This window comes from Pseudomonas sp. GW821-FHT10C09 (assembly GCF_059415465.1).
The window spans coordinates 65,130-91,005 of sequence record NZ_JBWKNG010000008.1 but is presented as its reverse complement, the minus strand read 5'-3'; the positions used below and the strand labels follow the sequence as shown (position 1 = coordinate 91,005).

The 25,876-nt window shown below is 59.6% G+C and carries 23 protein-coding genes; 7 read left to right on the top strand and 16 right to left on the bottom strand.

Features of this window, described 5'->3' with window-relative positions:
• Positions 1-40 precede the first annotated feature (40 nt).
• Positions 41-319, bottom strand: coding sequence for a LysR family transcriptional regulator (locus AC07N8_RS10090; protein ID WP_483840029.1), 279 nt, complete (start codon positions 317-319; stop codon positions 41-43).
• Positions 320-491: 172 nt separating this feature from the next.
• On the opposite strand from AC07N8_RS10090, the gene AC07N8_RS10085 reads away from it, so the two are divergent.
• On the top strand, positions 492-1,085 hold the full coding sequence (locus AC07N8_RS10085; RefSeq protein WP_493143331.1) for a TetR/AcrR family transcriptional regulator: 594 nt from the start codon (positions 492-494) through the stop codon (positions 1,083-1,085).
• Between the two features lie 276 nt (positions 1,086-1,361).
• Here AC07N8_RS10085 and AC07N8_RS10080 read toward each other — a convergent pair whose 3' ends face one another.
• The 8 genes from AC07N8_RS10080 to AC07N8_RS10045 form a co-directional block, all read right to left on the bottom strand.
• On the bottom strand, positions 1,362-1,685 hold the full coding sequence (locus tag AC07N8_RS10080) for a hypothetical protein (protein WP_483840031.1): 324 nt from the start codon (positions 1,683-1,685) through the stop codon (positions 1,362-1,364).
• A 528-nt stretch (positions 1,686-2,213) separates the two neighbouring features.
• Complete coding sequence (locus AC07N8_RS10075) at positions 2,214-3,857, bottom strand: fatty acid--CoA ligase (RefSeq protein ID WP_483840032.1); 1,644 nt, start codon at positions 3,855-3,857, stop codon at positions 2,214-2,216.
• Between the two features lie 100 nt (positions 3,858-3,957).
• Positions 3,958-5,736: an acyl-CoA dehydrogenase C-terminal domain-containing protein gene (locus tag AC07N8_RS10070; protein WP_483840033.1), complete on the bottom strand. Its 1,779-nt coding sequence runs from the start codon at positions 5,734-5,736 to the stop codon at positions 3,958-3,960.
• Between the two features lie 6 nt (positions 5,737-5,742).
• Positions 5,743-8,280 (bottom strand): efflux RND transporter permease subunit, encoded by a 2,538-nt coding sequence (locus AC07N8_RS10065; protein WP_493143328.1) that lies wholly within the window; start codon positions 8,278-8,280, stop codon positions 5,743-5,745.
• 15 nt (positions 8,281-8,295) lie between these two features.
• On the bottom strand, positions 8,296-9,384 hold the full coding sequence (locus AC07N8_RS10060) for a WD40/YVTN/BNR-like repeat-containing protein (protein ID WP_483840035.1): 1,089 nt from the start codon (positions 9,382-9,384) through the stop codon (positions 8,296-8,298).
• 149 nt (positions 9,385-9,533) lie between these two features.
• Complete coding sequence (locus AC07N8_RS10055) at positions 9,534-10,892, bottom strand: DUF1329 domain-containing protein (RefSeq protein WP_483840036.1); 1,359 nt, start codon at positions 10,890-10,892, stop codon at positions 9,534-9,536.
• 41 nt (positions 10,893-10,933) lie between these two features.
• On the bottom strand, positions 10,934-12,937 hold the full coding sequence (locus tag AC07N8_RS10050) for a DUF1302 domain-containing protein (RefSeq protein WP_493143326.1): 2,004 nt from the start codon (positions 12,935-12,937) through the stop codon (positions 10,934-10,936).
• Between the two features lie 128 nt (positions 12,938-13,065).
• Positions 13,066-13,632, bottom strand: a complete 567-nt coding sequence (locus AC07N8_RS10045; RefSeq protein WP_493143324.1) for an RBBP9/YdeN family alpha/beta hydrolase — start codon at positions 13,630-13,632, stop codon at positions 13,066-13,068.
• 353 nt (positions 13,633-13,985) lie between these two features.
• Here AC07N8_RS10045 and AC07N8_RS10040 point away from each other — a divergent pair, with 353 nt between their 5' ends.
• Both AC07N8_RS10040 and AC07N8_RS10035 read left to right on the top strand, forming a co-directional pair.
• Positions 13,986-15,020: an AraC family transcriptional regulator gene (locus tag AC07N8_RS10040; RefSeq protein WP_493143322.1), complete on the top strand. Its 1,035-nt coding sequence runs from the start codon at positions 13,986-13,988 to the stop codon at positions 15,018-15,020.
• Between the two features lie 412 nt (positions 15,021-15,432).
• Positions 15,433-15,792: a DUF6124 family protein gene (locus AC07N8_RS10035; RefSeq protein ID WP_483840040.1), complete on the top strand. Its 360-nt coding sequence runs from the start codon at positions 15,433-15,435 to the stop codon at positions 15,790-15,792.
• Positions 15,793-16,056: 264 nt separating this feature from the next.
• On the opposite strand, the gene AC07N8_RS10030 is transcribed toward AC07N8_RS10035, so the two are convergent.
• From AC07N8_RS10030 to AC07N8_RS10000, 7 genes are all read right to left on the bottom strand, one after another.
• A complete protein-coding gene (locus tag AC07N8_RS10030; RefSeq protein WP_027921447.1) occupies positions 16,057-17,067 on the bottom strand; it encodes a YeiH family protein in 1,011 nt (336 codons plus the stop codon).
• Positions 17,064-17,390 (bottom strand): Rieske (2Fe-2S) protein, encoded by a 327-nt coding sequence (locus AC07N8_RS10025; protein ID WP_493143319.1) that lies wholly within the window; start codon positions 17,388-17,390, stop codon positions 17,064-17,066. Before AC07N8_RS10025 ends, AC07N8_RS10030 begins: the two co-directional genes overlap by 4 nt.
• Positions 17,387-18,049, bottom strand: a complete 663-nt coding sequence (locus AC07N8_RS10020; RefSeq protein ID WP_493143317.1) for a DsbA family oxidoreductase — start codon at positions 18,047-18,049, stop codon at positions 17,387-17,389. Before AC07N8_RS10020 ends, AC07N8_RS10025 begins: the two co-directional genes overlap by 4 nt.
• A complete protein-coding gene (locus AC07N8_RS10015) occupies positions 18,046-19,377 on the bottom strand; it encodes an MFS transporter (protein ID WP_123434481.1) in 1,332 nt (443 codons plus the stop codon). The genes AC07N8_RS10020 and AC07N8_RS10015 overlap by 4 nt, the downstream gene beginning before the upstream one ends.
• Positions 19,378-19,468: 91 nt before the next feature.
• Positions 19,469-20,521, bottom strand: a complete 1,053-nt coding sequence (locus AC07N8_RS10010) for a beta-keto acid cleavage family enzyme (RefSeq protein ID WP_483840043.1) — start codon at positions 20,519-20,521, stop codon at positions 19,469-19,471.
• 83 nt (positions 20,522-20,604) lie between these two features.
• Complete coding sequence (locus tag AC07N8_RS10005) at positions 20,605-21,453, bottom strand: TauD/TfdA dioxygenase family protein (protein ID WP_483840044.1); 849 nt, start codon at positions 21,451-21,453, stop codon at positions 20,605-20,607.
• A gap of 13 nt (positions 21,454-21,466) precedes the next feature.
• Positions 21,467-22,447 carry a quinone oxidoreductase family protein gene (locus tag AC07N8_RS10000; protein ID WP_483840045.1) on the bottom strand — a complete coding sequence of 327 codons (981 nt, stop codon included), beginning with the start codon at positions 22,445-22,447 and terminating at the stop codon, positions 21,467-21,469.
• Positions 22,448-22,732: 285 nt separating this feature from the next.
• Between AC07N8_RS10000 and AC07N8_RS09995 the strand changes: the two genes are divergently transcribed.
• From AC07N8_RS09995 to AC07N8_RS09980, 4 genes are all read left to right on the top strand, one after another.
• Positions 22,733-23,413, top strand: a complete 681-nt coding sequence (locus AC07N8_RS09995; RefSeq protein WP_493143313.1) for a DUF3313 domain-containing protein — start codon at positions 22,733-22,735, stop codon at positions 23,411-23,413.
• A 104-nt stretch (positions 23,414-23,517) separates the two neighbouring features.
• Positions 23,518-23,979, top strand: coding sequence for a hypothetical protein (locus AC07N8_RS09990; RefSeq protein ID WP_483840047.1), 462 nt, complete (start codon positions 23,518-23,520; stop codon positions 23,977-23,979).
• Between the two features lie 302 nt (positions 23,980-24,281).
• On the top strand, positions 24,282-25,106 hold the full coding sequence (locus AC07N8_RS09985; protein ID WP_493143311.1) for a winged helix-turn-helix domain-containing protein: 825 nt from the start codon (positions 24,282-24,284) through the stop codon (positions 25,104-25,106).
• Positions 25,103-25,582 (top strand): hypothetical protein, encoded by a 480-nt coding sequence (locus AC07N8_RS09980; RefSeq protein ID WP_493143309.1) that lies wholly within the window; start codon positions 25,103-25,105, stop codon positions 25,580-25,582. Before AC07N8_RS09985 ends, AC07N8_RS09980 begins: the two co-directional genes overlap by 4 nt.
• The last annotated feature ends 294 nt before the right edge of the window (positions 25,583-25,876 follow it).

Here is a 25,876-nt window from a genome sequence, read left to right as displayed (position 1 = left end):
TGACTGTCATGTATAAGAGCAAAAAAAAACACAGGCACGGTCAAGCCTTGGTATTCGCCAGGGCACTGCACACACAATCGAGTGCCGGCCCCAGCGTCTGCGCCGCACTTAACGCCCGCGCGGTGGGCACCATGGTGCGGCCATTGCGCTCGAATAATGGGTCGTTGAACAGCCTTCGCAACCGCACCAAGGCCCCGCTGACCGCCGGCTGACCCAGCGACAGTTTCTCGGCGGCGCGGCTGACGCTGCGCTCCTGCATGAGCGCCTCGAAAACCACCAGTAGATTCAAATCGATACAGCGCAGATCATTACGCTTCATAGGTCAGGCCCACGTAGAGTGTTCAGGCTTGAGCCGCAGGCTCGGGAGTCGCCAGTCATCTGCCGACACCGACAAAGCCATTGCGACAACTTTATATGACGCACATAATAAATAACAGCATCTCAACGAAATCCGGCCTTGGCAAGGCCCGTCTGGCGAAAAGGAGAAGTTCATGAGAGTGACGAAAGACCAGGCCGCCGCCAACAAAGAGGCGGTCCTCACGGCCGCGTCGCGGTTGTACCGGCAAAAAGGCATCGACGGGATTGGCATCGGCGAACTGTCGCGCTCGGTCGGCCTGACGCATGGCGGCTTCTACGGACAGTTTCCGGGAGGCAAGGAGCAACTGGCTTCAGAAGCGGTCAGCCGGACGTTCGAGTCCAACATCCAGGATTGGCAAAACGCCAAATCCATCCCGGAGCTGATCAAGGGCTACCTGACGCTACGCCACATGGACAACTGGACCGAAGGCTGCCCGATTCCGGCACTGGGCGCCGACGTTGCCCGAAACGGCGGCGCCGTCAGCAGTTCGTTTACCAAAGGCGTTGAGCGTCTGATTGATACGTTGATGGCGCTGGTCGAAGGCGAAAACCATGACCAGAAGTACCAGGAATCGCTGCGAATCCTGTCGTCGATAGCGGGTGCGATGCTCATTGCCCGGGCGCTGGATAAACCTGAGTTGTCCGAGCAGTTTTTGCAGTCGGTTGTGAGTGCCTGGGCTGCGCCGGCTCCAGAAAAAGAGGATCCATTGCTTGCAGGGCATCGCTGAATTTTCCAGCGCCATCGCGAGCAAGCTCGCTCCCACAGAGGATCGCATTCCAATGTGGGAGCGAGCCTGCTCGCGAAGAGGCCCACTCAGATAACACCATTCTTGAGCACTACACAAAATATCCCAGCCCAACAGAAACCCTGTGGCGAGGGAGCTTGCTCCCGCTGGGCTGCGAAGCGGCCCCAAAAACCGGCAACTCCGATTTATCAGGCACACCTGGCGACTGCTGCGCAACCGAGCGGGAGCAAGCTCCCTCGCCACAAAGGTAACTGGTCGCTACTGCGAAGGCATCGCCCGCAATCGCCGGCCCACTACATCCAGCACATCACAGCCATCGCGCAATGGGATGGCACAGAGCAATGCGAAGTCGCTGAGGATGAAGGATTCGCACTCGACCGAACCGCGCATCGACATGTTTTCCAATACCTGCGTGACGGCACGAATTCGGTAGTTGGCGGCTTCGTATAAAACATCGAGCGGTGCGTGGGTATCGACGAACAGCGTGGGCATGTCGGTGCAGTTGCTGGTGAGGGCCATGAAGCGGTTTTTGGGGTGGGGGATTGGTTTTTCGTAGGGTGGATCGGGGTGAAGTGTTTTCATCGAATTGAGTCCTAACGTATGGATTGAAGCCGCCAGACATCACTTCCACGCAAATAGGTGGCGGCTGTACGCAGGTGTGGAAGACCGGGACGTTAGGCACCCGGCGCACTCGAAAGCGCCCCGCGCACAGCCACCAAAAAACACAGACGATAAAAAACGCCGAACTGGTGGCGCTTGATGCGCCTAACGATAGAAGGGCTTCCACGCCCTGTCACTGAATTTGCAGCGACAGCCAAAGACTATCCATGCATCTCACTTCGCACCAGTTCATCAAAGCCGCTACAACTTGAAGGAAACTTCCGACGACCTTGCCCAGAAATTTCGCTCTCGCGCAGCGTTTTGAGCGCGCGAGACTTTGCGCGGGATCAGTCAGGAAAGAAGTCAGGAAAGTAGGAAAACGGCGTAGGCCAAATCCTTAAATAACTCCCAAAAAACAACAAGCAACCCCAAACGAAAACGTGGCGTGAGGTCTCCCCCCACGCCACGCTCTCTTATCTACCCAACGACTCTGACAACTTCTTCAAGAAGTCAGCCCGCCTCACTCTCCCGAATCAGCTTCTTGTTGATCTTCCCGACACTGGTCTTGGGAATCTCAGCCACGAACTTGAACTGCTTCGGAATCGCCCATTTGTTAATGCGCCCACACTCGACAAACGTCTGCAGGTGCGTCTCAAGAATCTGCTTGTCCAGATACTGCCCTGGCTCGCACACCACCATCGCCATGGGCCGTTCGCCCCACTGTTCATCGACAATGCCGACGACCGCGACAGACATCACCCCCGCGTGTTCGCTGATCAGGCTTTCCAGTTCCAGCGAGCTGATCCACTCGCCCCCGGTCTTGATCACGTCCTTGATGCGGTCCTTGATTTCCACGCCGCCCATCGAGTCGATGGAAGCCATGTCGCCGGTGTGCATCCAGCCGTCGAGCCAGAGCTCGGCGCCCTTTTCGGGTTCTTTCAAATAACCCTGGGTCAGCCAAGGCGCGCGGACCACGATTTCGCCGAGAGACTCACCGTCATGCACCACATCGTTGCCGCTGGCATCGACGATTTTCAGGTCAACCATGGGCACCGGTGTGCCGGTCTTGATGCGGGTCGCCAATTGTTCTTGCATGGGTTGCTTGAGCACGTCATCACGCAGGTAACTCAGGCACAGCAACGGGCAGGTTTCCGACATGCCGTAACCGCTGTGTACCACCATGCCTTTGGCGCTGGCTTCGCTAGCGATACCGAGGGTCAGCGCGCTGCCGCCGAGGAGCATTTTCCAGCCCTCGAAACGGGTCTGTTTGCCGGCTTCGCAGTTCAGGATCATTTGCAGAATGGTCGGTACGCAGTGGGAAAAGGTGACCTTCTCCTCACGGTACAACCGGACCAGGCTGTTGGGTTCGTAGCGGCCCGGATAAACCTGTTTCAGGCCCATCAGCGTGGCGACATACGGCACACCCCACGCATGCACGTGAAACATCGGCGTGATCGGCATGTACACGTCATCGGAACGCAGCAGCGGCTGGCCTTGATACACGCCCAGAGTGCCAACGGCATTCAGAGTGTGCAGGACCAATTGGCGGTGGGTGAAATACACGCCTTTCGGGTCGCCGGTGGTGCCGGTGGTGTAGAACAGGGTCGCCACCGAGTTCTCGTCGAAATCGGGGAAGTCGTACTGGTCTGACGCCAGGGACAGCAAATGCTCATATTCACCCAACACCGGCAACGAGGTGCTGGCGGCGTTGTCATCGGTGAGTTGGAGATAGCCTTTGACGGTGGTCAACCGATCCTGGACCTGCTCGAGCAACGGCAGGAAATCATCATGCACCAGCACCAGATCGTCTTCGGCGTGGTTCATGGTGAACAGCACCTGATCCGGCGACAGACGAATGTTCACCGTGTGCAGCACCGCGCCAATCATCGGCACGGCAAAGAAGCATTCCAGGTAGCGATGGCTGTCCCAGTCCAGCAGTGCCACGGTGTCCCCGGCTTTCACGCCGGCGGCCGTCAAGGCGTTGGCCAGTTTGCGGATGCGTTTGTTGAGCGTCTGGTAGTCGTAGCGCAGTTTGTCGGCGTAGACGATTTCGCGACCCGGCTCGTAGCGCACACCGGACAGCAACAATTGCTTGATCAGCAATGGATAGGCATAGGCGCCATCGGCGGGCGGAATTATTTTTGTCGCCATCATGTTTGGGTTCCTGGTCCTTATGTTATTGGCTCAGAGCCCCTCGATGCAGTCGGTTGCAATCGACTCCCGACGCGTGTCGGGAGTCGCGGGGGCCTGGCAATCAGAACTGCGCTGCGTCCAATTCGTAGAGGCACTCGCTGCCGGCCTTGACCGAAGCGCTCAATGAATGGATACGCGGTAGCAGGCGGGCAAAGTAGAAACGTGCGGTGGCCAGTTTGCTGACGTAGAAGTCGTCCTCGGCCTGCTTGCCGATGGCGGTCTTGGCCATCAATGCCCACATGTAGGCGTACGCGACGTAGCCGAAGGCTTGCAGGTACTCGACCGAGGCGGCGCCGATTTCATTCGGGTTGTTTTGCGCCCGGTCGAGGACCCACGCGGTCAAATCGTCGAGGACGTCCACGGCGGCGTTCAACGGCTTGCTAAACTCGCCGAGCTCGGCGCTGGCGTTGGCCGCGAAGTGGCGAACCTCGGAGGCGAACAAGCGGTAAAGCGCCCCGCCGCTGCCGACGATCTTGCGCCCGACCAGGTCCAGCGACTGGATGCCGTTGGTGCCTTCGTAGATCTGGGTGATGCGCACGTCACGCACCAATTGTTCCTGGCCCCACTCGCGGATGTAGCCGTGGCCGCCGAAAATCATCTGACCGTGCAATGTGGTTTCGAGGCCCATGTCGGTGAGAAACGCCTTGGCCACCGGGGTCAACAGCGACACCAATTCCTGTGCGCGATTGCGCGTGGTCGGGTCTTCGCTGTACTTGGCGGTGTCCAGTTGCAGGGCCACGTAGCTGGAGAACGCACGGCCGCCTTCGTTCAAGGCTTTCATGGTCAACAACATGCGTCGCACGTCCGGGTGGACGATGATCGGGTCGGCGGCCTTGTCTTTGTTCTGCGCGCCGGTTGGCGAACGGCTTTGCAAACGGTCACGGGCGTACTCGACCGCGTTCTGGTACGAGCGCTCGCCCAGCGACAGGCCCTGAATGCCGACGCCCAGACGCTCGTAATTCATCATGGTGAACATCGCCGCCAGGCCCTTGTTCGGCGCATCGACGATCCAGCCGGTGGCGCCGTCAAAGTTCATCACGCAGGTGGCGGAGGCCTTGATACCCATCTTGTGTTCGATGGAGCCGCAGGACAGCGCGTTGCGCTCGCCCAGGGAACCGTCGTCGTTGACCAGCACCTTGGGCACCAGGAACAGGGAAATGCCTTTAGGACCGGCCGGTGCATCCGGCAGACGGGCCAGTACCAGGTGAATGATGTTTTCGGTCAGGTCGTGCTCACCGCCGGTGATGAAGATCTTGCTGCCGCTGACCTTGTAGCTGCCGTCGGCCTGCGGCTCGGCGCGGGTGCGGATCATGCCCAGGTCGGTCCCGGCGTGGGCTTCGGTCAGGCACATCGAACCGGTCCAGGTGCCGGCGTACATGTTCGGCAGGTAACGCTGCTTGAGTTCTTCGCTGGCGTGAGCCTTGATCGACAGGCACGCGCCGGCGGTCAGCATCGGGTACAGGCCGAACGACAGGCCGGCCGAGTTGACCATCTCTTCGACCTGCGCCGAAATCGCCTTGGGCATGCCCATGCCACCGTACTGCGGATCACCGCCGACACCGACCCAACCGCCCTCGGCGAATGCCTGGTACGCGGCAACAAAACCGTCCGGCGCGATGACTTCGCCGTTGTTCCAGGTGCAGCCCTGTTCGTCGGTGGCGCGGTTCAACGGTGCGATCACTTCACCGGCGATCTTGCCGGCCTCTTCCAGGATCGCGGCAGCCGTCTCTTCATCAATCACCTCGGCCAGGCCAGGCAATGTCGCCCACAGGCTGGACACCTCAAAGACTTCATTGAGGACGAAGCGCATGTCGCGCAAGGGAGCTTTGTATTCGGACATAGTGACTTACTCAGGTGTGCTCAAAGCATGAGGAACAGGTGAAGTGTGCGAGGTGCCGGCTTCTTCGGCCGGCGCCAGCGGAGCGTCCTCGACAGGACGAGTCTCCAGCGTTTTTTCGCGCAGCAGGAAATACGACAGCGCCGGAATCAGGATCAGCGCGCCGAGCATGTTCCACAGGAACATGAAGGTCAGCAGGATGCCCATGTCAGCCTGGAACTTGATCGGTGACCAGACCCAGCACACCACGCCCGCCGCGAGTGTGATGCCGACCAGACCGACCACGCGGCCGGTAAACGACACCGCGTTGCGGTACGACTGGGACAACGACAGGCCCTGACGCTGGAAGTGCAGCTGCACACTCAGCAGGTACAACGCGTAGTCGACGCCGATGCCGACGCCCAACGCGATCACCGGCAGGGTCGCGACTTTCACGCCGATGCCCATCGCCACCATCAAGGCTTCGCAGAGGATCGAGGTCAGCACCAGCGGCAACAGCGCCACCAGCGTCGCGCGCCAGCTGCGGAAGGTGATCAGGCAGAACAAGGTCACCGCCGCGTACACGTACAGCAGCATGGTGTGATTGGCCTCACGCACGACGATGTTGGTCGCCGCTTCAATCCCGGCGCTGCCGGCAGCGAGCAGGAACTGGCGATCGTCGGTGCTGTTTTCCTTGGCAAACTTATCGGCGATGGCGACCACCTCATCGAGGGTTTCGGCCTTGTGGTCCTTGAGGAAAGCAATCACCGGCATCAGCGAGCAGTTGTTGTTGAACAGTTCCGGCGAGTTCACCGAGGCCTGTTGCGCGGCGTAGTTGAGCACGTCCTGGTTGCGCTGGATGCTGTTGAGTTTGGGGTTGCCCTCGTAGGTGCCGGCGGTGATCTGGCGCACGGCGTTGACCAGCGAGGTGGTCGCGCGTACGCCTGGATTCTGTTGCAGCTCCCAGGCCAGACGGTCGGCCAGTACCAGGGTCTTGTAGTTCAGGCAGCCTTCCGGCGCGGTCTTGATCATCACCGCGAACAGGTCGCTGGACAGCGCGTAATGCTGGGTGATGTAGGCGTTGTCACGGTTGTAGCGCGAGTCGGCGCGTAGCTCCGGGGCTCCGCTTTCCAGGTCGCCGATTTTCAGGTGCAGGCTGACCATGAAGCCGCCGACACCCATCAACACCGCGACCACAACCGCTCCGGTCGCCCACTTGCGGGTGGTGAAACGGTCGAGCAAATCCCAGAGTCGGCCGAAGCCTTTGTTCTTTTCCGCGCGGGTGTCGATTTTCAGCGCGCGCTCGGCGGCCTTGGCCCCGACGCCGACGTACGACAGCGCCACCGGCATCAGCAGCAGCGAGGTGAAGATCAACACCGCGACACCGATGCTGGCGGTGATCGCCAGGTCCTGGATCACTGGAATGTCGATCAGCATCAGCACCGCGAAACCCACGGCGTCGGCCAGCAATGCGGTGACACCGGCAATGAACAGACGGCGGAAGGTGTAGCGTGCGGCGATCAGTTTATGGGTGCCGCGGGCGATGTCCTGCATGATGCCGTTCATCTTCTGCGCGGCGTGGGACACGCCGATGGCGAAGATCAGGAACGGCACCAGCACCGAGTATGGATCGATGGCGTAGCCCAGCCAGGCGACGATGCCCAGCTGCCAGACCACCGCGATCAGCGAGCAGCCGACCACCAGCAAGGTGCTGCGCACGCAACGGGTGTAGGCGTAAATAATGATCAGCGACGTCACGACCGCCAGGCCGAAAAACATCATCACCTGGATCAGGCCGTCGATCAGGTCGCCCATCAGTTTGGCGAAGCCGATCACCCGGACCTTGTAGTGACCCTTGCCTTCTACACCGGACTTGCGTGCGGCGCTGTCGCCGGCGTATTCGATCTTGTCGCGCAACTGCTCTTCGAGCATCTGCGAGAAGTCGTGATAGTTGATGCGCTGGCCACCGGCGGCGGCCTTGTCCATCAGCGGTACGATCAGCATGCTCGATTTGAAATCGCTGGCGACCAGGCTGCCGACGATACCGGCGCGGGAAATGTTCTGGCGCAGCTGTTCGATTTGCTCAGGTTTGCCCTGGTAGGTGTCGGGCATCACCGGGCCACCCTGGAAGCCTTCTTCGGTGACTTCGGTCCAGCGTACAGCCGGGCTCCACAACGACTTCATCCAGGCGCGGTCGACGCCCTCGGTGAGGAACAACTGATCGTTGACCTGCTTGAGCACGTCCAGGTATTCAGGGTCGAAAATGTCGCCCTGGGTGTTTTCCACCACCACCCGCACCGAGTTACCCAAGCCGCGCAGGGACGCGCGGTTTTCCAGGAAATTCTGGATGTACGGCTGGCTCTGCGGAATCATTTTTTCGAAGCTGGGACGCAGCTCCAGACGGGTCGCCGCCATGTAGCCCAGTACCACGGTGGCGAGCGCCATCAGCAGCATGAACAGCGGGCGGTAGTTGAAGACCAGGCGTTCCAGCAGGTTGCCGGAGCGACGGTCGAAATCGCGCACGTCGCGGATCACCGGCATGGCTTCTTGTTGTTTTATGTTGCCCATGTCTGGGTTCTCGCTTTAAGGGTTCGAGGTCTTAACGACGGACAGCGCCAGTGCGCCACGGCTGCCAGCCACGACCAACGAGCCGTCGGAGGCCTCGGTGGCGCCAGCAATCGGCGTCGGTACAGGCTGCTGAACCAGGTGCAGTTGTGCGCCAGAACCCTGGCTGACCAGCATCTGCCCACCCTGGGTGAACAAGCGGTAGTCGCCACGGTCATCGATCAGGCCGGCGGTGACGCTGATGTGCAGGCCGGTGTCCAGCGCGGTCCAGTTCTGGCCGCCATCGGTGCTGCGCAATACGTTGCCGCGCAAGCCGTAGACCAGCACTTCGCCGGGCTTGCCGAGCACGCCGAAAAAGCTGCCCTGATAAGGCGTCGGCACTTCGGTGAAACGCTGGCTGGCTTCATCCCATTTGAGCAACAGGCCCTGCTCGCCGGCGATGTACAACGCGTCGCCGGTCGAGGCGATGGCGTTCAGGTGAAAGCTTTGCGGGTTATCGGTGCGGTCCTGAAACGGGGTCCAGGTCTGGCCGCCGTCTTCAGTGCGCAGAATCAGGTTGAACACGCCGACCACATAGCCGACCTGCTCGTTGGCGAACCAGACGTCGAGCAAGGGTTTATCGGCGCCCTGCTCTGCCAGTCGCTGGCCTTCGGCGGCCCAGTGTGACCATTGTTCGTTGTCCGGTTGGGCACTGGCCAATGCACCGTAATGCTTGACCAACAACTCACCAATTTGGCGGCCATCGAGCTGCTTGGTCCAGGTCGCGCCAGCATCGTTGCTGTGCAACACCACACCATCGTTCCCGACCGCCCAGCCTTCCCTGGCCGATGGAAAATTCACCGCACTGAGATCGGCACTCACTGGCACGACAGCCTGCTGCCAGTGTTTACCGATGTCATCGGAATAGAGAATGTGCCCACGCTGCCCGACGGCAACCAATCGGTCGCCCGCGCGGGTCATGCCGGTCAACGGGCTGTTGACCGCGAGCGGACTGACTTTGGCGGGCAGGTCCAGCACATCGATGTAATCGGCCGCCTGGGTGACGCCCTGCGACATGACAAGCAGGGCGCCGAGCGTTAACTGCAGGTACTTTTTGTACGAACACATACCGCGTCCTCTTGGGAAAACCGCGTCAGGGACTGCAAGCGTGCAGCCCGACGTTGAAAACCGGCGCCGCGACGATCGGCGTGCACCGACCGTCGCGCGGTCACACGGCTTGCGGGCCGTGGACCGATGAACGCCTTGTTGCGGTTTGCTTAGCGAATGCCGGCGCCCGCCAGGGACTCCGACGACCACTGTGCCTTGGAGAGCGGATCGACGTACTTGATGCCGCCGTAAGGGCCGACTACACCGTTGATGTTGTAGGAACCGCCCACCAGGTCATAAATCATGAACGGCGTGGAGTCAGGCACCTGCTTGTCATAGCTCTGGCTGAGGAAGGCAAAGGAACCACGGTACAGCTGACCACGGGCGTCATATTGGTCCGAGGCCAAAGCTGTCCAGCTGTCTTCGTCGAGGTAGAAGCGACGTTTGGCGTAGATGTGACGAGCACCGGCCTTGAGGGTGCCTTCGACGACCCACACGCGGTGTTTTTCCCAGCGCACAAAGTCCGGTGCCAGGTGGTTAGGCGTGGTGATCGACTTCGGATCCTGCACGTAGGTCAGCTTGTAGGTGTTGTACGGCACGATCATTTCCTGCTTGCCGACCAGCTTCCAGTCGTAGCGATCCAGCGCACCGTTGAACACGAACACGTCATCGTAAGTACCGGCGCCGGCGGTGCCTGGGTTAGGCGTGTCGTAGGCCAGGTTTGGAGCCAGCTTCACACGACGCTGACCAGGCAAGTACTGCCAGGCACGACGCGGTTGCTGCAATGGGTTGGCGGCGTCCTTGAGCATGATCGCTTCGCCAGCCCGGCGCGCAGGACCGGTGTAGGCCAGCTTCATCTGGTAATACACGTCGGAGCTGGTGATCGGCTGCGACAGGTTTTCGTAGATCGGGTAGGAGATGGACGCCTGCCCGGTGGTCGCCAGGCTCGCCACGCCAGCCGAGTCGACGTTCCAGGAGTCGTACTTGGAGCTGATGCTCACGCCCTGATAGCGCAACAGGAAGTTCCACATCGCCTCGTTACCCGATTGCGGAATCGGGAACGGTATGCCCGGCAGCACGTTGTCGATGGCCAGGCCACCTTCAAGGGACTTGGCGCCGGTGGCGTTTTTCACGCCGTTGTCGAGGATCGCTTTAGGCAGCGAAACGGTACGGTGAGTCGGGTACACCTCGACTTTGAACGTCGGGAAGCGCTTGGCCAGTTCTGCGGTGGTTGCAGTGAGCTGACCCTTGTACTGATCGACGTTTTTACCGTCGATCACCAGCAGCGGTTTTTCATTGGCAAACGGGTCCGGGCGCATGCTGTCACCGGCCTTGAAGCTGGCGGGTGGCGTGGTCAGGCCGCCGTCATAGGCCGGAATGGAGCCATCGGCATTCCCGGCTTTTTCAGCGCCGACCAGGGTCAGGCTGCTGCCCAGTTTGGCGGCATCCTGAGCAGTTACAGCGGCGTGTGCCTGGGCGGCAACAACCATCGCCAGCGAGGCAGCCAACACGGTTTGTACAAATTTCATGTTGAGGTTCTCCTGCTTACTTCGAGTAAGCGAGTGATGAATCAAAAGGTGGTTTTCATTGTCAGGTAAACAGCACCACGATCCTCAGTCGTGGCTCCGCCACCGGAAAAGGACGAGTAGCCACCGGCGTAGCACGCATAGTTTTCGTTACCGCTAAAGGCGTTTGGAGTAGAGCCGTCGCCCCCCGTCGGGCCGGTACTCACGCCGCTTTTGTTGCACTTGTCGGTCTGGCCGAAAGAGTCCACATACTTCAGGTCGACAAAGTATTTGTTGTACACAACGGCACCCACGCCGAAGGCATAGTTGCCGGTGTCCTTGGCACCGCCACCGGACACCGGTGACACGCCGTCGAGGCCGACGTTGACGGACATTGGCGCGTTAAGGTCAACGCCCGGGAATACCTGGTACCAGGTCGGTGTGAAGTTGACCGCAAGACCCCAGTTGTCACGGGTCGGTTTGTCGATACCGCGATAGCTGTCCTCGCCCTTGTAGAGCGCCTTGTTTTTGTCATCGATGCTCAACAGGTTGCTGTAATACAGTTCGGCAAGCACAGTCGCCTGATCGAACACCGGCGTTTTCGGCAGGGTCATCAGACCGTTCAACGTCCAGTGCAACGTCTCACCAGTGGCGCTCATGCTGTCGCCGCGGCTCGGGGTGTCGTAGATCACACCCGTGGCATCGGTGCGCGCCGGCAACAGGCCGAGGCCTTTGCCCAGGCCCAGCGGGCTGGTGGAGCTGACGATGGCCGGGATACTGGCCAGCGGCATGTTGTGACGGATGTTCAGGTCGGAACCCACACTCACGCCGCCGACGTCCTTGGACAGGCTCAGGCCGAAAATCTTGATGTCGTCGGCATAGGCCAGTTGATAGGTGGCGGTGTTCAACGAGTTGAGCGTGTTGACCACGGCTGGCACTTGCCCGGCTGGTCGGGTGCCGTTCGGGTTGGCCGAGGACAGGCCGCGGGCATCCAGCCAGGCTTGCGGCAGGATTTCCGACGTCTCGCGGTAGTAGACGCCGAGCGTCCCGTCCAGCCAGGCCGGCGACCACTTGGCCATGACGCCCCAGTCACCGCTGCTGTGCGGCGTCAGGTCATGCCCACGCACCACGTTGGTCAAACCGTTGCACGGCGCCAGGCCGCAACCCAGCGGGCTGCCCGGAACCACGCCGTTGGTGTTGCCCAGCAAGAACGATTGCGCGCCGAAGCCCACCAGATCGGAACCACCGTAGTAGGTGCCGGCTTCAGGCAAGCGAGCCGCGTCCCAATCCAGGAAGTACTGGGCGCCGATGGTCAACTCAGGGTTAACGGTGAAGGTCGTCGACAGTTGGTTACGCGGTACGAACAGTTCCTTGGCTTCAGTGCCAGGCGACGCCGCCAGCTTGGCGAGGTCGAGGCCGGACTGGCCGTAGCTGATCGAATGCACCGGGTTGAGAATGGTCTCGCCCCAGAACACGTTGTGCTGACCGGCCTTCATACTCAGCAAGGATTCCTCACCCACTTCGGTGCTGTAGAACACGAACGCATCGAGGATTTCGCCGGACGGGCCGGTGTAGTAACGCTGGGCATAATTGCTCAAGTGCGGGCTGCCAAAACCGACGTTGTCGTTGGTGACGGCGGCCAGGCGTGGATCGTTGGCGACCAGGCCGGAGCGCGCATCGTTGCCGTTGACGAACGGGTTGGAATTGGAGCCGGTGTTCTCATACGCCTTGTCGTACCAACTGGCGGCACTGACACGAAAACCCATGGCGTTCTTGTAGACCACGTCCATCTCGGTCAACAGGTCGATACGGTTGGTGATGTTGGTGCCAGCCTTGCGGAAGTTGTAGTCGCCATCGTTGTTGTTTGGCGTCCCCAACATGCGCTTGTCGGCGCTTTCGGTACGCACACCGTAGTTGTACTTGATGGTGTTATCGATGCGCGCGGTCCAGTCCGGATTACCGGTATCCAGTTCAACCGCGTGGGCGGTCGGCATGGACGCGGCCAGAATGGCTGAGGCCAGCAATGTGTAGCGTGAAACCGTGAACCCGTGACTCTTATTGTTGTGCATTGCGTTGTCTCCGCCTTTTGTATTTGTTTTAAGCGCAGCCGCCCTCACGCATTCCCTTGTTCCAGGGTTTTGCGTTGATCAGGAGTGAGGGCAAATGCCGGTTGGCTTGCGGCCAGTCGGCGCCTGAATTAGCGATCCAGCTCGAGGATGAAAGCTTCGGCTTCTGGCCAGTGGCCAAATCCTGCAGCCGGATTCAGATGACCTACTGCACCCAGATTGCGCAGTTCTGCACCCCAGCCTCGAGCCATGCGATTGACGGCTTCGAGACTGGCCAGGTGATCGTTGGTGCTGCCAATCACCAGGCTTGGGAACGGCAGCGGACTTTCGGGTAGCGGATTCCAGCCATGGGACCGCAGCGATTCGGAAGAAGGGTAGCCTTGCGGCCAGGTGGCATCGAGGTCCGGTGGCGCGGCCAGCAGAGCGCCCTTGATCGGACGGCTGTGCAACGCGGCCCAGTGCGCGACCATCAACACGCCGGCGCTGTGGGCGACCAGAATCACCGGCCCGTCGATCTGCTCCAGCTCGTGCTGGATCGCACGGACCCGTGCAGCGCAGTCGAGTTTGTCGGTTTCAAGCGGTGGGACGCTGCGTACCTTGGCGAGCCTGGCTTCAAGCAATGTCTGCCAATGCTCGGCCACGTGCTCACGCAAGCCCGGTACGATTAAAACGGTTGCAGCAGTTTGCAGTTTGTCCACGTCAGCACCTACGCTTTCTCGATGACTCGACTGACTCATTGGTCAGACGTTTTTGTAGTGCTGACATTAAAGAGCGCCCACCCCGGACGCTTTACATTAGACGTCAGTCGCTTTTCTTTTCATGACAAATTCGGGGGTGGCGACGTGAGGTGCCCGCTGGTCGAAAATCACGGCAGGTTTGCCCAAGGCCACTGTAATCAATACGCGGACGGATTTATCGCGATCAGCCGGCTACGTTTAGAGGGAGAGCCGGGCGCCTGACTACACTCAAGCAACAACTTTCCATTTCATGACGTGCTGGATATAGTCGCCACGCTCATTTCCACCCTTACCGGCCCAGGGAAGACCCACGCATGACCAAGCTTGTTCGCGCCGCCGTCTTGACCAACTACCTGGAGGTCACTAATTACCTGGGTTTCAACCCGCGTGATGTATTGGCTGCCAATGGCTTGAGCAGGGCTCAGTTGCTGGCGCCGGAACACCGGATCCCTATCGATTGCGCCGTGCGCGTGCTGGAAGATTCCGCCGTCGCCAGTGGCTGCCAGAGCTTCGGCCTGAGCATGGCCGAGTCGCGCCAGCTCTCGGATTTCGGCGTGGTCAGCCTGCTGCTCACGCACCAGCGCACACTGCGCGAAGCCTTGCAGGTGGTGGTGCATTACCGTCACTTGATGAATGATTCGCTGGCCATCTTCATTGAAGAGGCCGGCAAGATGGTGATCATTCGCGAAGAGGTCGTGACCGACACACCGATGCCCTCCCGGCAAGCCAACGAACTGGCCATCGGTGTCATGTTCCGTTTGTGCGCAGCGCTGCTCGGCGCGCACTGGCACCCCTACAGCGTCAACTTCACGCACCAGCCTCCGGACAACCTGCAACTGCATCGCCGCCTGTTTGGCTGCACGGTGGAGTTCGGCAGCGAGTTCAACGGCATTGTCTGCCCCAATGCCAGCCTGGACGTGACCAACCCCCACGCCGACCCGGCCATGGCTCGTTACGCCCAGGGTTACCTCGACTCGTTGCTGAGCCATGAAGGCGAGTCGTTGTTGTTCGAGGTGCGCAAGGCCATTTACCTGCTGCTACCGATGGGACGCGCCACCATCGAGCAAATCGCCCAGACCCAGGGCATGAACGTACGGACACTGCAACGACGCCTCAAAGACGACGGCTGCGCCTTCAACGACCTGATCAACGACGTGCGCCGCGACCTGGTGCTGCGTTACCTGGAGAATCCGAATTATTCGCTGGGGCGCATCGCCGACATGCTCGGGTACTCGATGGCGAGCTCTTTCACGCGCTGGTTCATCACCCAGTTCGGCATGCCGCCGGCGGCGTGGCGCGCACAAAAGCAAGGCAGCGCAAAAGCGGCCCCGGGTCAGCACGAATCCTGAACCCGCCCCACCCTTCGAGTTCCCGCTGTGGGAGCTCGGGATTTTAAACACCTCCCGAAAGGGCTTGTTTAAAACCCGTCCGGGTAACGTCCTGAAAGCCACAAAACCTTGCGCCGTTGCCTACGGCTACGCCAGAATCCGCCGGCTTGTGCGCCTATTGGCCGGGCTCTATTGTTTCCCGGTCGCTGACACATCAGCGATCGGGTTTAGCAGCTCGGAAACATCAAGGTGCATCAGTATCGCCACTGATCAATCGACAGTTTCGTCTGTTGGTCTGCGTTATGGCGGCTATGCGTGGGGCACTTCGGTGCGCCGGGTTCCTTGATGCCCTGGTCTGCTAACCCGCGTACAGCCGTCACCCTTCTCGTTTAGCAGCGATGGGTGAAGGCTCCAATCATCAAGGAGTTTCACCATGTTCAAGGTAACGCCCAATCCGCCAGACACCGATCCGGCTTCCCCATACGAACCCGATTCAAAAAAACTCAACGAAGCCGCCGAGCGCGCGCTCAACTTCCACTTCCCGTCAAATGCCGACATCAAAGCCACCGCGCGCAAACCCAGCAAGCTGTTTGCCGTGAACCCGGAGGCGACGGCAGAAACCCTGGGCGTGTTTTTGGTCGAGACACTGGCGGCGATCGATGTGATGGTCCATCACTTGGTCGATCATCTGGAGGGCGAGTCGCGCCACGCCCTGCTGGGAATTTCCAACAGCATCATGGTGGCGGAGATCACGGCGATCCGGGTGCTGGATAAAATCGAGCCCGCTGTTTAACCACTGTCCTGTGGCGAGGGAGCTTGCTCCCGCTCGGTTGCGCAGCAGCCGTCGTTTTTTGGGGCTGCGCGCAGCCCAGCGGGAGCAAGCTCCCTCGCCACAATAGCGCCTTCATCACAAAGTGTTTTCGAACCAACGAAAAAAGCGGCGACTGCTTATACAGTCGCCGCGAAAAGCCGATGTTTGTGACACCGACCGAGAGCCGCACCGTGCTGAGGAGTCAAACCCGGTGCGGCCCTGCCATAAAACGGAAGTCGATCAGGTTCAGAATCCCCAGCGCAGCAACAGCAGCACCAGGACGACGAGGAACACCGTCTCCCCCACCATCAGGAGGATGGGCTTGATGCCGACGGAGGCCAGCTCCTTGAGCTGAGTCTTCATGCCCAGGGCACTGATGGACACCACCAGGCACCAACGCGACAGGTCATTGACCGTGCCTTGCACGACGGGCGCTATCCATCCCGTGCTGTTGATGCACGCCAGCAGCAGAAAACCGACGGCGAACCACGGCAGCAGCGGCGGTCGCTTGCCGCCGGTTTCGGCGCCTTGCATGCGCGTGACCATGGCCGCACAGACGATCACCGGCAGGAGCATGGCGACTCGCATCAGCTTGACCACCGTGGCCGTGTCGCCCGTTTCAGTCGACATGCTGTAACCGGCACCGACCACTTGGGCCACATCGTGGATAGTGGCGCCGAGGAAAATACCCGCCATTTGCGGTGACAATGACAACCAGTTGGCAATCATCGGATAAACAATCATCGCCATCGTCGACAGGGCCGACACGCCAATGACGGTGAACAGTGTGGCGCGTTCTTTCTGCGGATGATTGGGCAAGGCTGCCGCCAGCGCCAGCGCCGCCGAAGCGCCACAGATCGCCGTCGCGCCACCGGTGAGCATGCCGAACAAACGCTGGAACCCCAGCATCTTGGCCGCAATCACCGAAACGCCAATGGTCACCACCACCAGCGTCACCACCAGCGCGACTGGCTTCCAGCCCAGACCGGCAATCTGCTCAAGGGTAATGCGCATGCCCAGCAGGGCTACGCCGAGGCGCAACACGGTGCGCGCAGTAAATTCGATGCCGGCCTTGCACACGCCCTCCCCGGCCAGGAAGTTCAGCGCCATGCCCAGCAGCAAGGCAAACAGCATCACCGGTGCGCCGTAGTGTTCGGACAAAAACGAAGCGGCTGCCGCCACGATCAGACTGACGATAAAACCCGGGGCCAGTTCGCGTGTTCGGCTATGGATACGGGTGAGAGCAATGGCGCTCATGGCGCGGACTCCTCAGAAGCAATAACGATAAAAGCCTGGCCGTCGATGACTTCGACCGGGTAGTTGTTGACCTTGAGCGCGGTGGAATTGAGCAGGTAACCACTGCGCAGATCGAAGCGCAGGCCATGGGCACAGCATTGAATCACCTTGCCGTCCAGGCGCCCGCCGCACAGCGAAGCGCCTTGGTGCGGGCAACTGTCATCGATGGCAAACACGTCGCCTTCGACGTTGAACAACGCCAGGCTTTTGTTCTCGAATTCGAACAGCGCACGCCCACCCGCCTGCGGGAGTTTGCCCGCAGGCACGGGGACACGACGGGTCATGACGGGATCCGCACGCGCTGGCGTTCCATGGCTTCGTACATGACACCCAGCATCACCTCGGCAGGCTGCGCGCCGACCAGCGTTAACTGGCTGTCGAACAGAAAGCTCGGCACACCGCTGGAGGCCCCGACTTCGTTACCGACAAAGGGACCGGATTCATCTTTCAGGTAGTCCCTCACCGCGTCAGCGTCGTAACCGCACGATTGGGCGATGGTGATCAACGTCTCGCGGCGACCGATGTCCTCGCCGTTCTGGAAGTACGCGGCGAACAGACGCTCAAGCAACTGGTCGCGCTGAGCCGTGCTCCCCCGCGAGTTGGCGTGCGCCAACAGACGATGGGCGTCCGCGGTGTTGGGCATGGTGGTGATGCGACTCAAGTCGACGTCTACCCCGACCGCTTTTGCCGCCTGCTGCACCTGGGCCTGACGCATGGCGACCGCTTCGGCACTGCCCAGACGATTGAGGTAGAACTCGGCGAACGGTTCACCCTGTACCGGCAGGTGGGGCAACAACTGCACCCCGTGCCACACCGTGGTAACCAGCACATCCGGTTGCTGCGAGTGCAGCAACGCTTGTGCGCGTTCCAGTTGGCGTTTACCGATCAAGCACCATGGGCAGATGAAATCGAAAAACACATCGATACGTAAACGAACACTCACACCTTCACCTCTACCGCAGCTTCACTTACAGAATCGTTGACACGTTCACCCGCCAACCGGGCGATATCCTTGTGGTAATGGCACTTGGCAAAAAAGAACACCGCCGCTGCCGCGATGCTCACCAGCGGTACCAGCTGGAAGGCCGCCTGCAAACCGATCATGTCCGACACCTTGCCGGTGATGAACGGCCCCGGCGCCAGGCCGAGCAAGTTGTTGGCCAGCGTCAGCGTGGCAAACGCCGTACCGTGCACCGAATAGTGGGTCAGGTTGGCAACCATCGCACCGGCCGGGCCGGTTGTGCCGGCGGCAATCAACATGCCCAGGCAAATCAACAGCAATTGCGCAGGTCCCGGCGGCAAGGCGAACGCCGCCGACAGCAACAGGCAACTGCCCAGGCAATAAGCGATGGCCAAAGCGACCTTGCGTTCGGCCGACTGACGACACATGCGATCACTGAGCATGCCGCACAGGATCATCCCGGCACCGCTGCACAGGACGATGATCGCCGCGACACCGCCAGCCTTGTCCGGCGCCATGTCGTAATAGCGGTTGAGGTAGCTGGGCATCCACACAATCACGGTGCCGCCCACGAACAGTTGCAAGCCACTGCCGATGTAAGCCGCGATCACCGAAGGGCTGGAGCACAACGTGCGCAGTGGACGCTTGACCACCGCAGCGACTTTTTTGCCCGCCTCGGCGGCGCGTTGCGGGGCAATGCGCGCTTCCTTGACGATGATCGGGTACAGCACCGCCAGCAGCAGACCAAACAGGGCCATGCCGGCAAACGACCAGCGCCAGCCGAGCTTGGCCGCGATCGCGCCGCCCAGGGCCATGCCCAACACCGAACCGAACATCCCGCCCGCCATAAAGGCACTGGCCAGGGTGGCCCGCATGTGTTTCGGGAACACCGAAATCACCACGGCAATACCGACGCTGCCATAGGCAGCCTCACCAACACCCACCATGAAGCGGGCGATAAACATTTGTTGGTAGTCCTGCGCCAGCGCACAACCCAGCGTGGCGAGACTCCACAGCAGCGCCATCAGCGCCAGGCTTTTAACCCGACCGAAGCGGTCAGCCATCAACGACAGCGGAAACGTCAGCAGGCCGACCATCAAGGCCACCACGCCGCTGAGCAAACCCAGCTGGCCGTCCGTCAGCGCCCACTCGCCCTTGAGCATCGGGAATACTGCGTTCAGCACCTGGCGGGACATGTAATCGGAAATCAACAGGCCGAACGTCAGTGCGAAGACGATCCAGGCATATTTGCGCGCAACGCCGACACCACTGGTGTCGTCATCGTCGGCGGCGATAGGGTGAAAGGCCATGCAGCCTCCTCGAAACATTATTTTATTGTTGTTATCGAGCGTGTTTCACTGCAGCGAGCGAGGGGTCTACCCCCCTCGCTCCCGCTGTCGGTCAGCCGCGTTGCGGCACACCTTTTTGCCCAGCCTTGCGGTTGGGGGCCATTCCGTTAGCCAACAGTGTTTCTTCGATGGTGTCGTACTTCACACCGATGCGATAAATCTCGCGGGCTTCTTTGCCGGTAGCGATTTCGCGACCCAGTTCATGAGCGATGCGCACGGTTTGCCTGATCTGAGCAACCGAACCAAAACGCTCGCCCTTGTGATCAATAATAGTGTCTTCGTTGCCCACGCGCGGGTGCAGACCCATGGCCATCGCCATGGTGTTGAACGGCAGCACGTTCTTGAGCAGCGACTCGGACGTCAGGGTGCAGCCGTCCGGTACGCGGTGGATGAAGTTGAAGAAGTTGAACGGATTAGGACCGTCGAAACCGCCACCGATGCCGATCCAGGTCAGGTTCAATGGACCTTTGTAGAGACCCTTGCGCACCATGCGCTGCAGCGTTTCCAAGGCGTGCATGCCGGTCAGCTGGAAGTGCGGCTGGATGTCATTGTCCATCAGGCGCTTGAGGTGCTCGATCACCCAGGACGGGCCGGCCGGTACGGTCATTTCGCTGTAGGCAGCCTGAAAGGCAGGGTTGGCCAGGGAAGTGCCTTCCAGGTATTCCGGATACAGCAATTCCATGATGTTCATCTGGGTGGTGTTGATCGCCACCGTGACCTGATCCGGTTTTGGCGTCAGCTCGGCCAGCATGTGGCGGGTATCGTCGGACAACCACAGCGCGGCTTCGCCATCGCTTTCCGGTGCGAAGGAAATCGAACCGCCGACCTGGATAATCATGTCCGGCACCGCTTCACGCACGCCGGCAATCAATTCGTTGAATTTGGACAGGCGCTTGGAACCCTTGCCGTCCAGCTCACGTACGTGCAAGTGCAGCACGGTCGCGCCGGCTTCATAGCACTCGACAGCCTTCTGGACTTGCTCGTCCATGGTCAGCGGGATGTCTTCCGGGAAATCTTCCGGCATCCACTCAGGGCCGTACGGGGCCACGGTGATGACCACTTTTTCCATGGTTTCCGGGTGCAGGGAATCGTCGAAGAATTGCATGAGTTACTCCAGTTTTTATGATTGTCCGCCTGCCGGTCATGCCTGGCAGGCGCGTCTACGAGTTCGAATTCAGAGGGCGTCGATCAGAACGTCTTGTCGCCAATGATCCCGGCGCGTTCCATCTTGCGATGGCACGGCGGGTAATCCATGACCGCGTAATGCTGGGTGCTGCGGTTGTCCCAGATGGCGATGCTGTTTGGCTTCCAGCGCCAGCGAACCTGGTACTCAGGGATGTACGCCTGGCTGATCAGGTAGCGCAGCAACTCGCCGGCACCGGGGTTGGCGTCCTGGCCGAAGCGCACCCGCTCAGGGGTGTGGTAGTTGCTGAGGTGGGTGGCGAAGGCGTTGACGAACAGTACTTTCTCGCCGGTTTCCGGGTGGGTGCGCACCACCGGGTGTTCGGCATCCGGGTACATCGCTCTCAATGCCAGTCGCTTCTCGATCGGCATGGCCGCACCGAAGCTCGCTTCGATGCTGTGGCGGGCGCGCAGGTCGGCGATCTTCACCTTCACGTCTTCCGGCAGGTTCGCATAGGCCAGGGCCATGTTGGCCCACATGGTGTCGCCGCCCACGGGCGGGCACTCTACGCAACGCAGCACGGCACCCATCGGCGGGATTTCGCGCCAGGTGGCGTCGGTGTGCCAGGCGTTCTCGTAGCGGTCCATTGGCTGGTCCGGATTCTTGTAGATGCGCACCAGCCCCGGATGATCAGGGTCGCTGCCGGCCACCGGATGGTCTTCCAGCTCGCCGAAACGACGGGCGAAGGCCACGTGGTCGGCGCGGCTGATGTCCTGATCGCGCAGGAACACCACCCGATGCTTGAGCAACTGGGCACGGATCTCGGCAAACAGATCGTCATCGTGCACCGCGTCGGCGAGGTTGACGCCGATCAGCTCGGCGCCAATGCTGCAGGTCAATTGTTCGACTTTCATGGCTGGTAGCTCCTTAAATGACGAAAATCGACGAGCCGGTAGTCTTGCGTGACTCCAGGTCGCGATGGGCCTGGACAGCGTCTTGCAAGGCATAGTGCTGGTTGATTTCAATTTTGATCCGACCGCTGCCGACGTGGTCGAACAACTCGCCGGCCAGCTCGGCTTTTTCCGCCGGATCGGCGATATAGTCGGCCAGGGCCGGGCGCGTCATGTACAGCGAGCCTTTCATCGCCAGCAGCGCTGGATTGAACGGCGGAATCGGACCGGATGCAGTCCCGACACACACCATCAGGCCACGACGCTTGAGCGAATCCAGCGAGCCCTCGAAGGTGTTTTTGCCCACGCTGTCGAACACCACGTTGACACCCACGCCGTCGGTCATTTCACGAACGCGCTTGGCCACGTCTTCATGGCTGTAGTTGATGACCTGGCTGCAACCGTGGGCCAGGGCGATTTCACCCTTGGCGTCGGTGGACACGGTGCCGATGACGTTCACGCCGAGCAACTTGGCCCACTGCGAAACGATCAGGCCGACACCACCGGCAGCGGCGTGCAGCAAAATACTGTCGCCGGCCTTGAAGTCGTAGATGCGGCGCATCAGGTACGACGAGGTCAGGCCGCGCATGGTCATGGCGGCAGCAGTTTCGAAGCTGATGGTTTCCGGCAACTTGATCAGCGGTGCGGCCGCGATCAGACGCTCGGTGCTGTAGGCACCCAGGGTATTGAGAAAACCGGTGTAGGTGACGCGATCCCCCACTTGTACATTGGTCACGCCCTCCCCGACGGCCTGAACCACACCGGAAGCCTCAACCCCCATTCCGTTGGGCATAGGGATCGGGTAGGTGCCATTGCGGAAGTACGTGTCGGCATAGTTCAAGCCGACCGCCACATGACGAAGACGAACCTGGCCTGGACCGGGATCGCCGACTTCCACGTCTTCATAGCGAAGGACTTCGGGACCACCGGTTTCATAGAAGCGGACGGCTTTGGCCATGATTTCTTATTCTCCAATCTGCATTGTTGGCTTGCTGCGTCGAATTGCGCTGATTGGACTGTAGGACGCCGCCTGGGGAGCCGCTTCTCATCAGACGACAATGGCTTTTCATTTCATGACACAGCCCTTGGGGGAACGATTCGGGTTTAGGCCGCAGATGCGCCGGCAACCACGTTTAATAGTTTTTGAGGGTTATTGATTCGGATTATCCAGCCACTGCGGGCAGCATCCGCCCCGCTTTGCCGGAACCTGAATGACAACTTTCATCACTTGAGAACAGAACACATGAGCATGTCGAATAAATGGATTGCGGGTATCGCCTTGAGCTGCGTGTTTCAGGTCGGCTGCGTCTCGAAAGTGGCGCAGCAAGAGCAGTATTCGGGCTTCCTCGCCAATTACCAAGGCCTGGAGGAGCAAACGACGCCGAGTGAACAGAAGGTGCTGCGCTGGGTGGCGCCCGGGTTTGATCCTCGCGCCTATTCCACCGTCGTGTTCAAGGAAGTAGAGCTGTACCCCGCCCCGAAACCGACCGAACGCGCCAACCTGAAAACCCTGCAAGACGTACAGACGATGGCCAGCAACAGCATCAAGACTGCCCTTGCACCCTCCTACACCATTGTCTCGAATGCAAAACAGGCACCGACCGCTTCGCGGACCTTGATCTTGCAGGCAGCAATTACCCATGTCAGCGCCAACAACGAGGGCATGCATTGGTATGAAGCCGTTCCGATCGGCGGGATTATCGGCGCCACTCAAGCCGCTACCGGTCATCGCGATCAGACCGCGGAGATGTTTATTGAAGCCGACCTGGTCGATGCCAACACCGGTTTGGCAGTCGCCAAAGTGGTACGCAAGGTGTTCGGCGCGACGTTGAAAAACGCCAGCCAGCCTATCGCTGCCAATGACTTCAAGGTCGCACTTAAAGACGTGACGAATGACATGCATGCGCTGCTTTCCAAGCAGTAACCCCTGCGGAGTACCCCATTGCGAGTAGGCGTGCGTGGGGTTTCAGCCTCCGGCCTGAACACACCGTCAGGTCACGAAACGACGTTTTACAAGAGTGCGGCGTGATGAAAATACTGATGTTTACCTTATCGATCCTGGTATTGCTCGCCAGTGCGCAGGCATTGGCGGTGACGGTGGTGCCATTGAAAAGCCAAACTTCCCAGACGATCCAGCAGGACACCAGCGCCTGCCAATCACAGGCCAATGCACAATTCCCGATACAAAACACAACCCCATCTGGTGGTCGGGTGAAAGGCGCGACCAAAGCGGCGGTCGTCGGAGCCACTGCCGCGGAGGTTCGGGGCCGCCAACATGACAACCTCTACGACCAGGTCGACGACGATATCAAGCAAGACTATCGCCAGAACAATGCGCGCAGTGCCGCCGCGGCCGGCGTGGTGATCGGGGGCTCAAGACAACGCCAGGAGCGCCGTCAAGACGCTGCCGCCACCGACCAAAGCATCACCGCCAACAACTCCGTGTACAGCAGCTGCCTGCAACAGCGCGGCTACAACGTTTTGCCTTGATCCAGGCGCTCCTTGAGGGAGCGCTGGCCTGCCTGAAAAACCTGCCTCGCAGTTTTCGGATAGCGCCGATGGCCCTTATCGAGCATCATCACTGCCCTCGATAGAAACTCCGTGGGTTACCCTTGCTTGATTCCAGTGATACTTTTTTTGCGCTATCCCAGCCTTCTCTGATGGCTCCCTCCGCACCTTCCGCGCTTGTCCGCCTGTAGTCGTTCAGCTCCCTGACCCGTATGGATCGCGTCAAATCCAGCCCATCCAAGCCGTCTGTATACTCAGCCAGAACCGCCGAACGGAGGACTCCCATGCGCTACGCCTTCAAGTTGAAAAATGGTGCCATGGCCCTTTTCGACCCAGATACCGCCTTGCTTTCCATCACGACGCCCCATGGTGATGTCCAAAGTTCCACGATAGGCCGAGCTGAATCCCGTTTACTCGACCTGCTGCTGATGGAACCCGGCCAGACCAAAAGCCGTGATGAGATCATCGACTACACCTGGAATGACCGCGTTGTTGCCTCCGGCAGTTTGAATCAGGCCGTTTTTTCCCTTAGAAACCTGCTTAATGACAGTCGGGATCATGAGATTCTGATGACGGTTCCTCGACGAGGTTATTGTTTCAACCGTCAGTATGTCGTCGAAGCACAGACAGACTTGCCGGTGCCTACAGAGGAAGCCGCGCAACCTTCTGCGCCCGTTATTGAAGAGCTTGTTGCGCCAGCCGAAGTTGAGCCTGTCCCGCTACCTTCTGGCAACATCACGCAATCGACTTACATGACCAAGGCTCTGTCAGTCGCTTATGTCCTGACCTTGGGCGTCTGCGTATTTGCTGGTTTCCACTCTGATTTCGACACACGAAAAGTAGAAGTTTCCAGCCTCCAACAGAACGACCTGACGATCCATGCAGTAGGCGATAGCGTCGCTGAAGCTGAATCACTGAGGGATCTTTCGGCTAAACAGGTGCAACAGGCTTCGCTCAACTTGAAAGGTCAGGTCTGGCTGAACCTGTTTAAATCAAATTATTCCGTTTCGTGCGTTCGCCCGGATGAAAGCACTGTAAATCTGCAGTTGAATAGCGATCAAAAAGACCTCGCATTGATGATTCGACAATGCCTGGAGACAACCCTATGAAGTCAATACCGCCCATTGCTCACTGGATAGCGCTGGCTATCATCAACGCCGTCTGCATTTTCTCGCTGGTTTATTCGCCATCCTATTACATGGAAAATATCAGTTATCAAACCATTACCCGTCAATGGCTGGAAGATCTGAACCAGCTTAATACCGAAGAGTACCTGACCATCGGGCACGGTCGACTGACGCAGACCACGCTGGAAAGTCTGAACGGAAAAATTCGTAACGCTACGATTACGGCGGACGTCATTCGCGAAAGCAAACATCACGTTCAGATAAAAATAAGCAACGTCAAACTTAGCCAGGACACCGAGTTGTTTGCCATTGAAAAGACGCCTGATCTTTTTTTCAGACGCCAGTATGTTCTGCAAGAAGGCGCCGTTCTGAACTACGAATTGATCCCTACCAATGACAAAAGCACCGTGTGTTTTTATGTGCACGATCTCGGCCGTCTGCGCTGCATGAATCACTGAGCTTGCTGAAACCGGGTCGAATAACAAAAATAATAATTGCTGATTTGTATCAAGCGCTCTCCCCCTTCAAAGTCCCGCCTCTACCATTCTCGGAGCCGTAGCTGCTGTCATTCAGCACAAGAACGGCTCCAGGCTAATCCCGAAACATACATTTTTGCGAGCCGTCATACCGATGATGACCAAGATGCTGGCAGTCCTGTCTCTAGCGGCATTGCCCTTCCATTCAGTGGCGCACGATGAATACTCCAACGGCAGCACCGAGATCGATTTCTACTCAATAGAATTGAGTCCGAA

Excerpts from the sequence above, each read along its gene's own strand:
- AC07N8_RS10090 (WP_483840029.1), bottom strand. The coding sequence starts at position 319 with ATGAAGCGTAATGATCTGCGCTGTATCGATTTGAATCTACTGGTGGTT.
- AC07N8_RS10085 (WP_493143331.1), top strand. The coding sequence starts at position 492 with ATGAGAGTGACGAAAGACCAGGCCGCCGCCAACAAAGAGGCGGTCCTC.
- AC07N8_RS10080 (WP_483840031.1), bottom strand. The coding sequence starts at position 1,685 with ATGAAAACACTTCACCCCGATCCACCCTACGAAAAACCAATCCCCCAC.
- AC07N8_RS10075 (WP_483840032.1), bottom strand. The coding sequence starts at position 3,857 with ATGATGGCGACAAAAATAATTCCGCCCGCCGATGGCGCCTATGCCTAT.
- AC07N8_RS10070 (WP_483840033.1), bottom strand. The coding sequence starts at position 5,736 with ATGTCCGAATACAAAGCTCCCTTGCGCGACATGCGCTTCGTCCTCAAT.
- AC07N8_RS10065 (WP_493143328.1), bottom strand. The coding sequence starts at position 8,280 with ATGGGCAACATAAAACAACAAGAAGCCATGCCGGTGATCCGCGACGTG.
- AC07N8_RS10060 (WP_483840035.1), bottom strand. The coding sequence starts at position 9,384 with ATGTGTTCGTACAAAAAGTACCTGCAGTTAACGCTCGGCGCCCTGCTT.
- AC07N8_RS10055 (WP_483840036.1), bottom strand. The coding sequence starts at position 10,892 with ATGAAATTTGTACAAACCGTGTTGGCTGCCTCGCTGGCGATGGTTGTT.
- AC07N8_RS10050 (WP_493143326.1), bottom strand. The coding sequence starts at position 12,937 with ATGCACAACAATAAGAGTCACGGGTTCACGGTTTCACGCTACACATTG.
- AC07N8_RS10040 (WP_493143322.1), top strand. The coding sequence starts at position 13,986 with ATGACCAAGCTTGTTCGCGCCGCCGTCTTGACCAACTACCTGGAGGTC.
- AC07N8_RS10035 (WP_483840040.1), top strand. The coding sequence starts at position 15,433 with ATGTTCAAGGTAACGCCCAATCCGCCAGACACCGATCCGGCTTCCCCA.
- AC07N8_RS10030 (WP_027921447.1), bottom strand. The coding sequence starts at position 17,067 with ATGAGCGCCATTGCTCTCACCCGTATCCATAGCCGAACACGCGAACTG.
- AC07N8_RS10025 (WP_493143319.1), bottom strand. The coding sequence starts at position 17,390 with ATGACCCGTCGTGTCCCCGTGCCTGCGGGCAAACTCCCGCAGGCGGGT.
- AC07N8_RS10015 (WP_123434481.1), bottom strand. The coding sequence starts at position 19,377 with ATGGCCTTTCACCCTATCGCCGCCGACGATGACGACACCAGTGGTGTC.
- AC07N8_RS10010 (WP_483840043.1), bottom strand. The coding sequence starts at position 20,521 with ATGCAATTCTTCGACGATTCCCTGCACCCGGAAACCATGGAAAAAGTG.
- AC07N8_RS10005 (WP_483840044.1), bottom strand. The coding sequence starts at position 21,453 with ATGAAAGTCGAACAATTGACCTGCAGCATTGGCGCCGAGCTGATCGGC.
- AC07N8_RS10000 (WP_483840045.1), bottom strand. The coding sequence starts at position 22,447 with ATGGCCAAAGCCGTCCGCTTCTATGAAACCGGTGGTCCCGAAGTCCTT.
- AC07N8_RS09995 (WP_493143313.1), top strand. The coding sequence starts at position 22,733 with ATGAGCATGTCGAATAAATGGATTGCGGGTATCGCCTTGAGCTGCGTG.
- AC07N8_RS09990 (WP_483840047.1), top strand. The coding sequence starts at position 23,518 with ATGAAAATACTGATGTTTACCTTATCGATCCTGGTATTGCTCGCCAGT.
- AC07N8_RS09985 (WP_493143311.1), top strand. The coding sequence starts at position 24,282 with ATGCGCTACGCCTTCAAGTTGAAAAATGGTGCCATGGCCCTTTTCGAC.
- AC07N8_RS09980 (WP_493143309.1), top strand. The coding sequence starts at position 25,103 with ATGAAGTCAATACCGCCCATTGCTCACTGGATAGCGCTGGCTATCATC.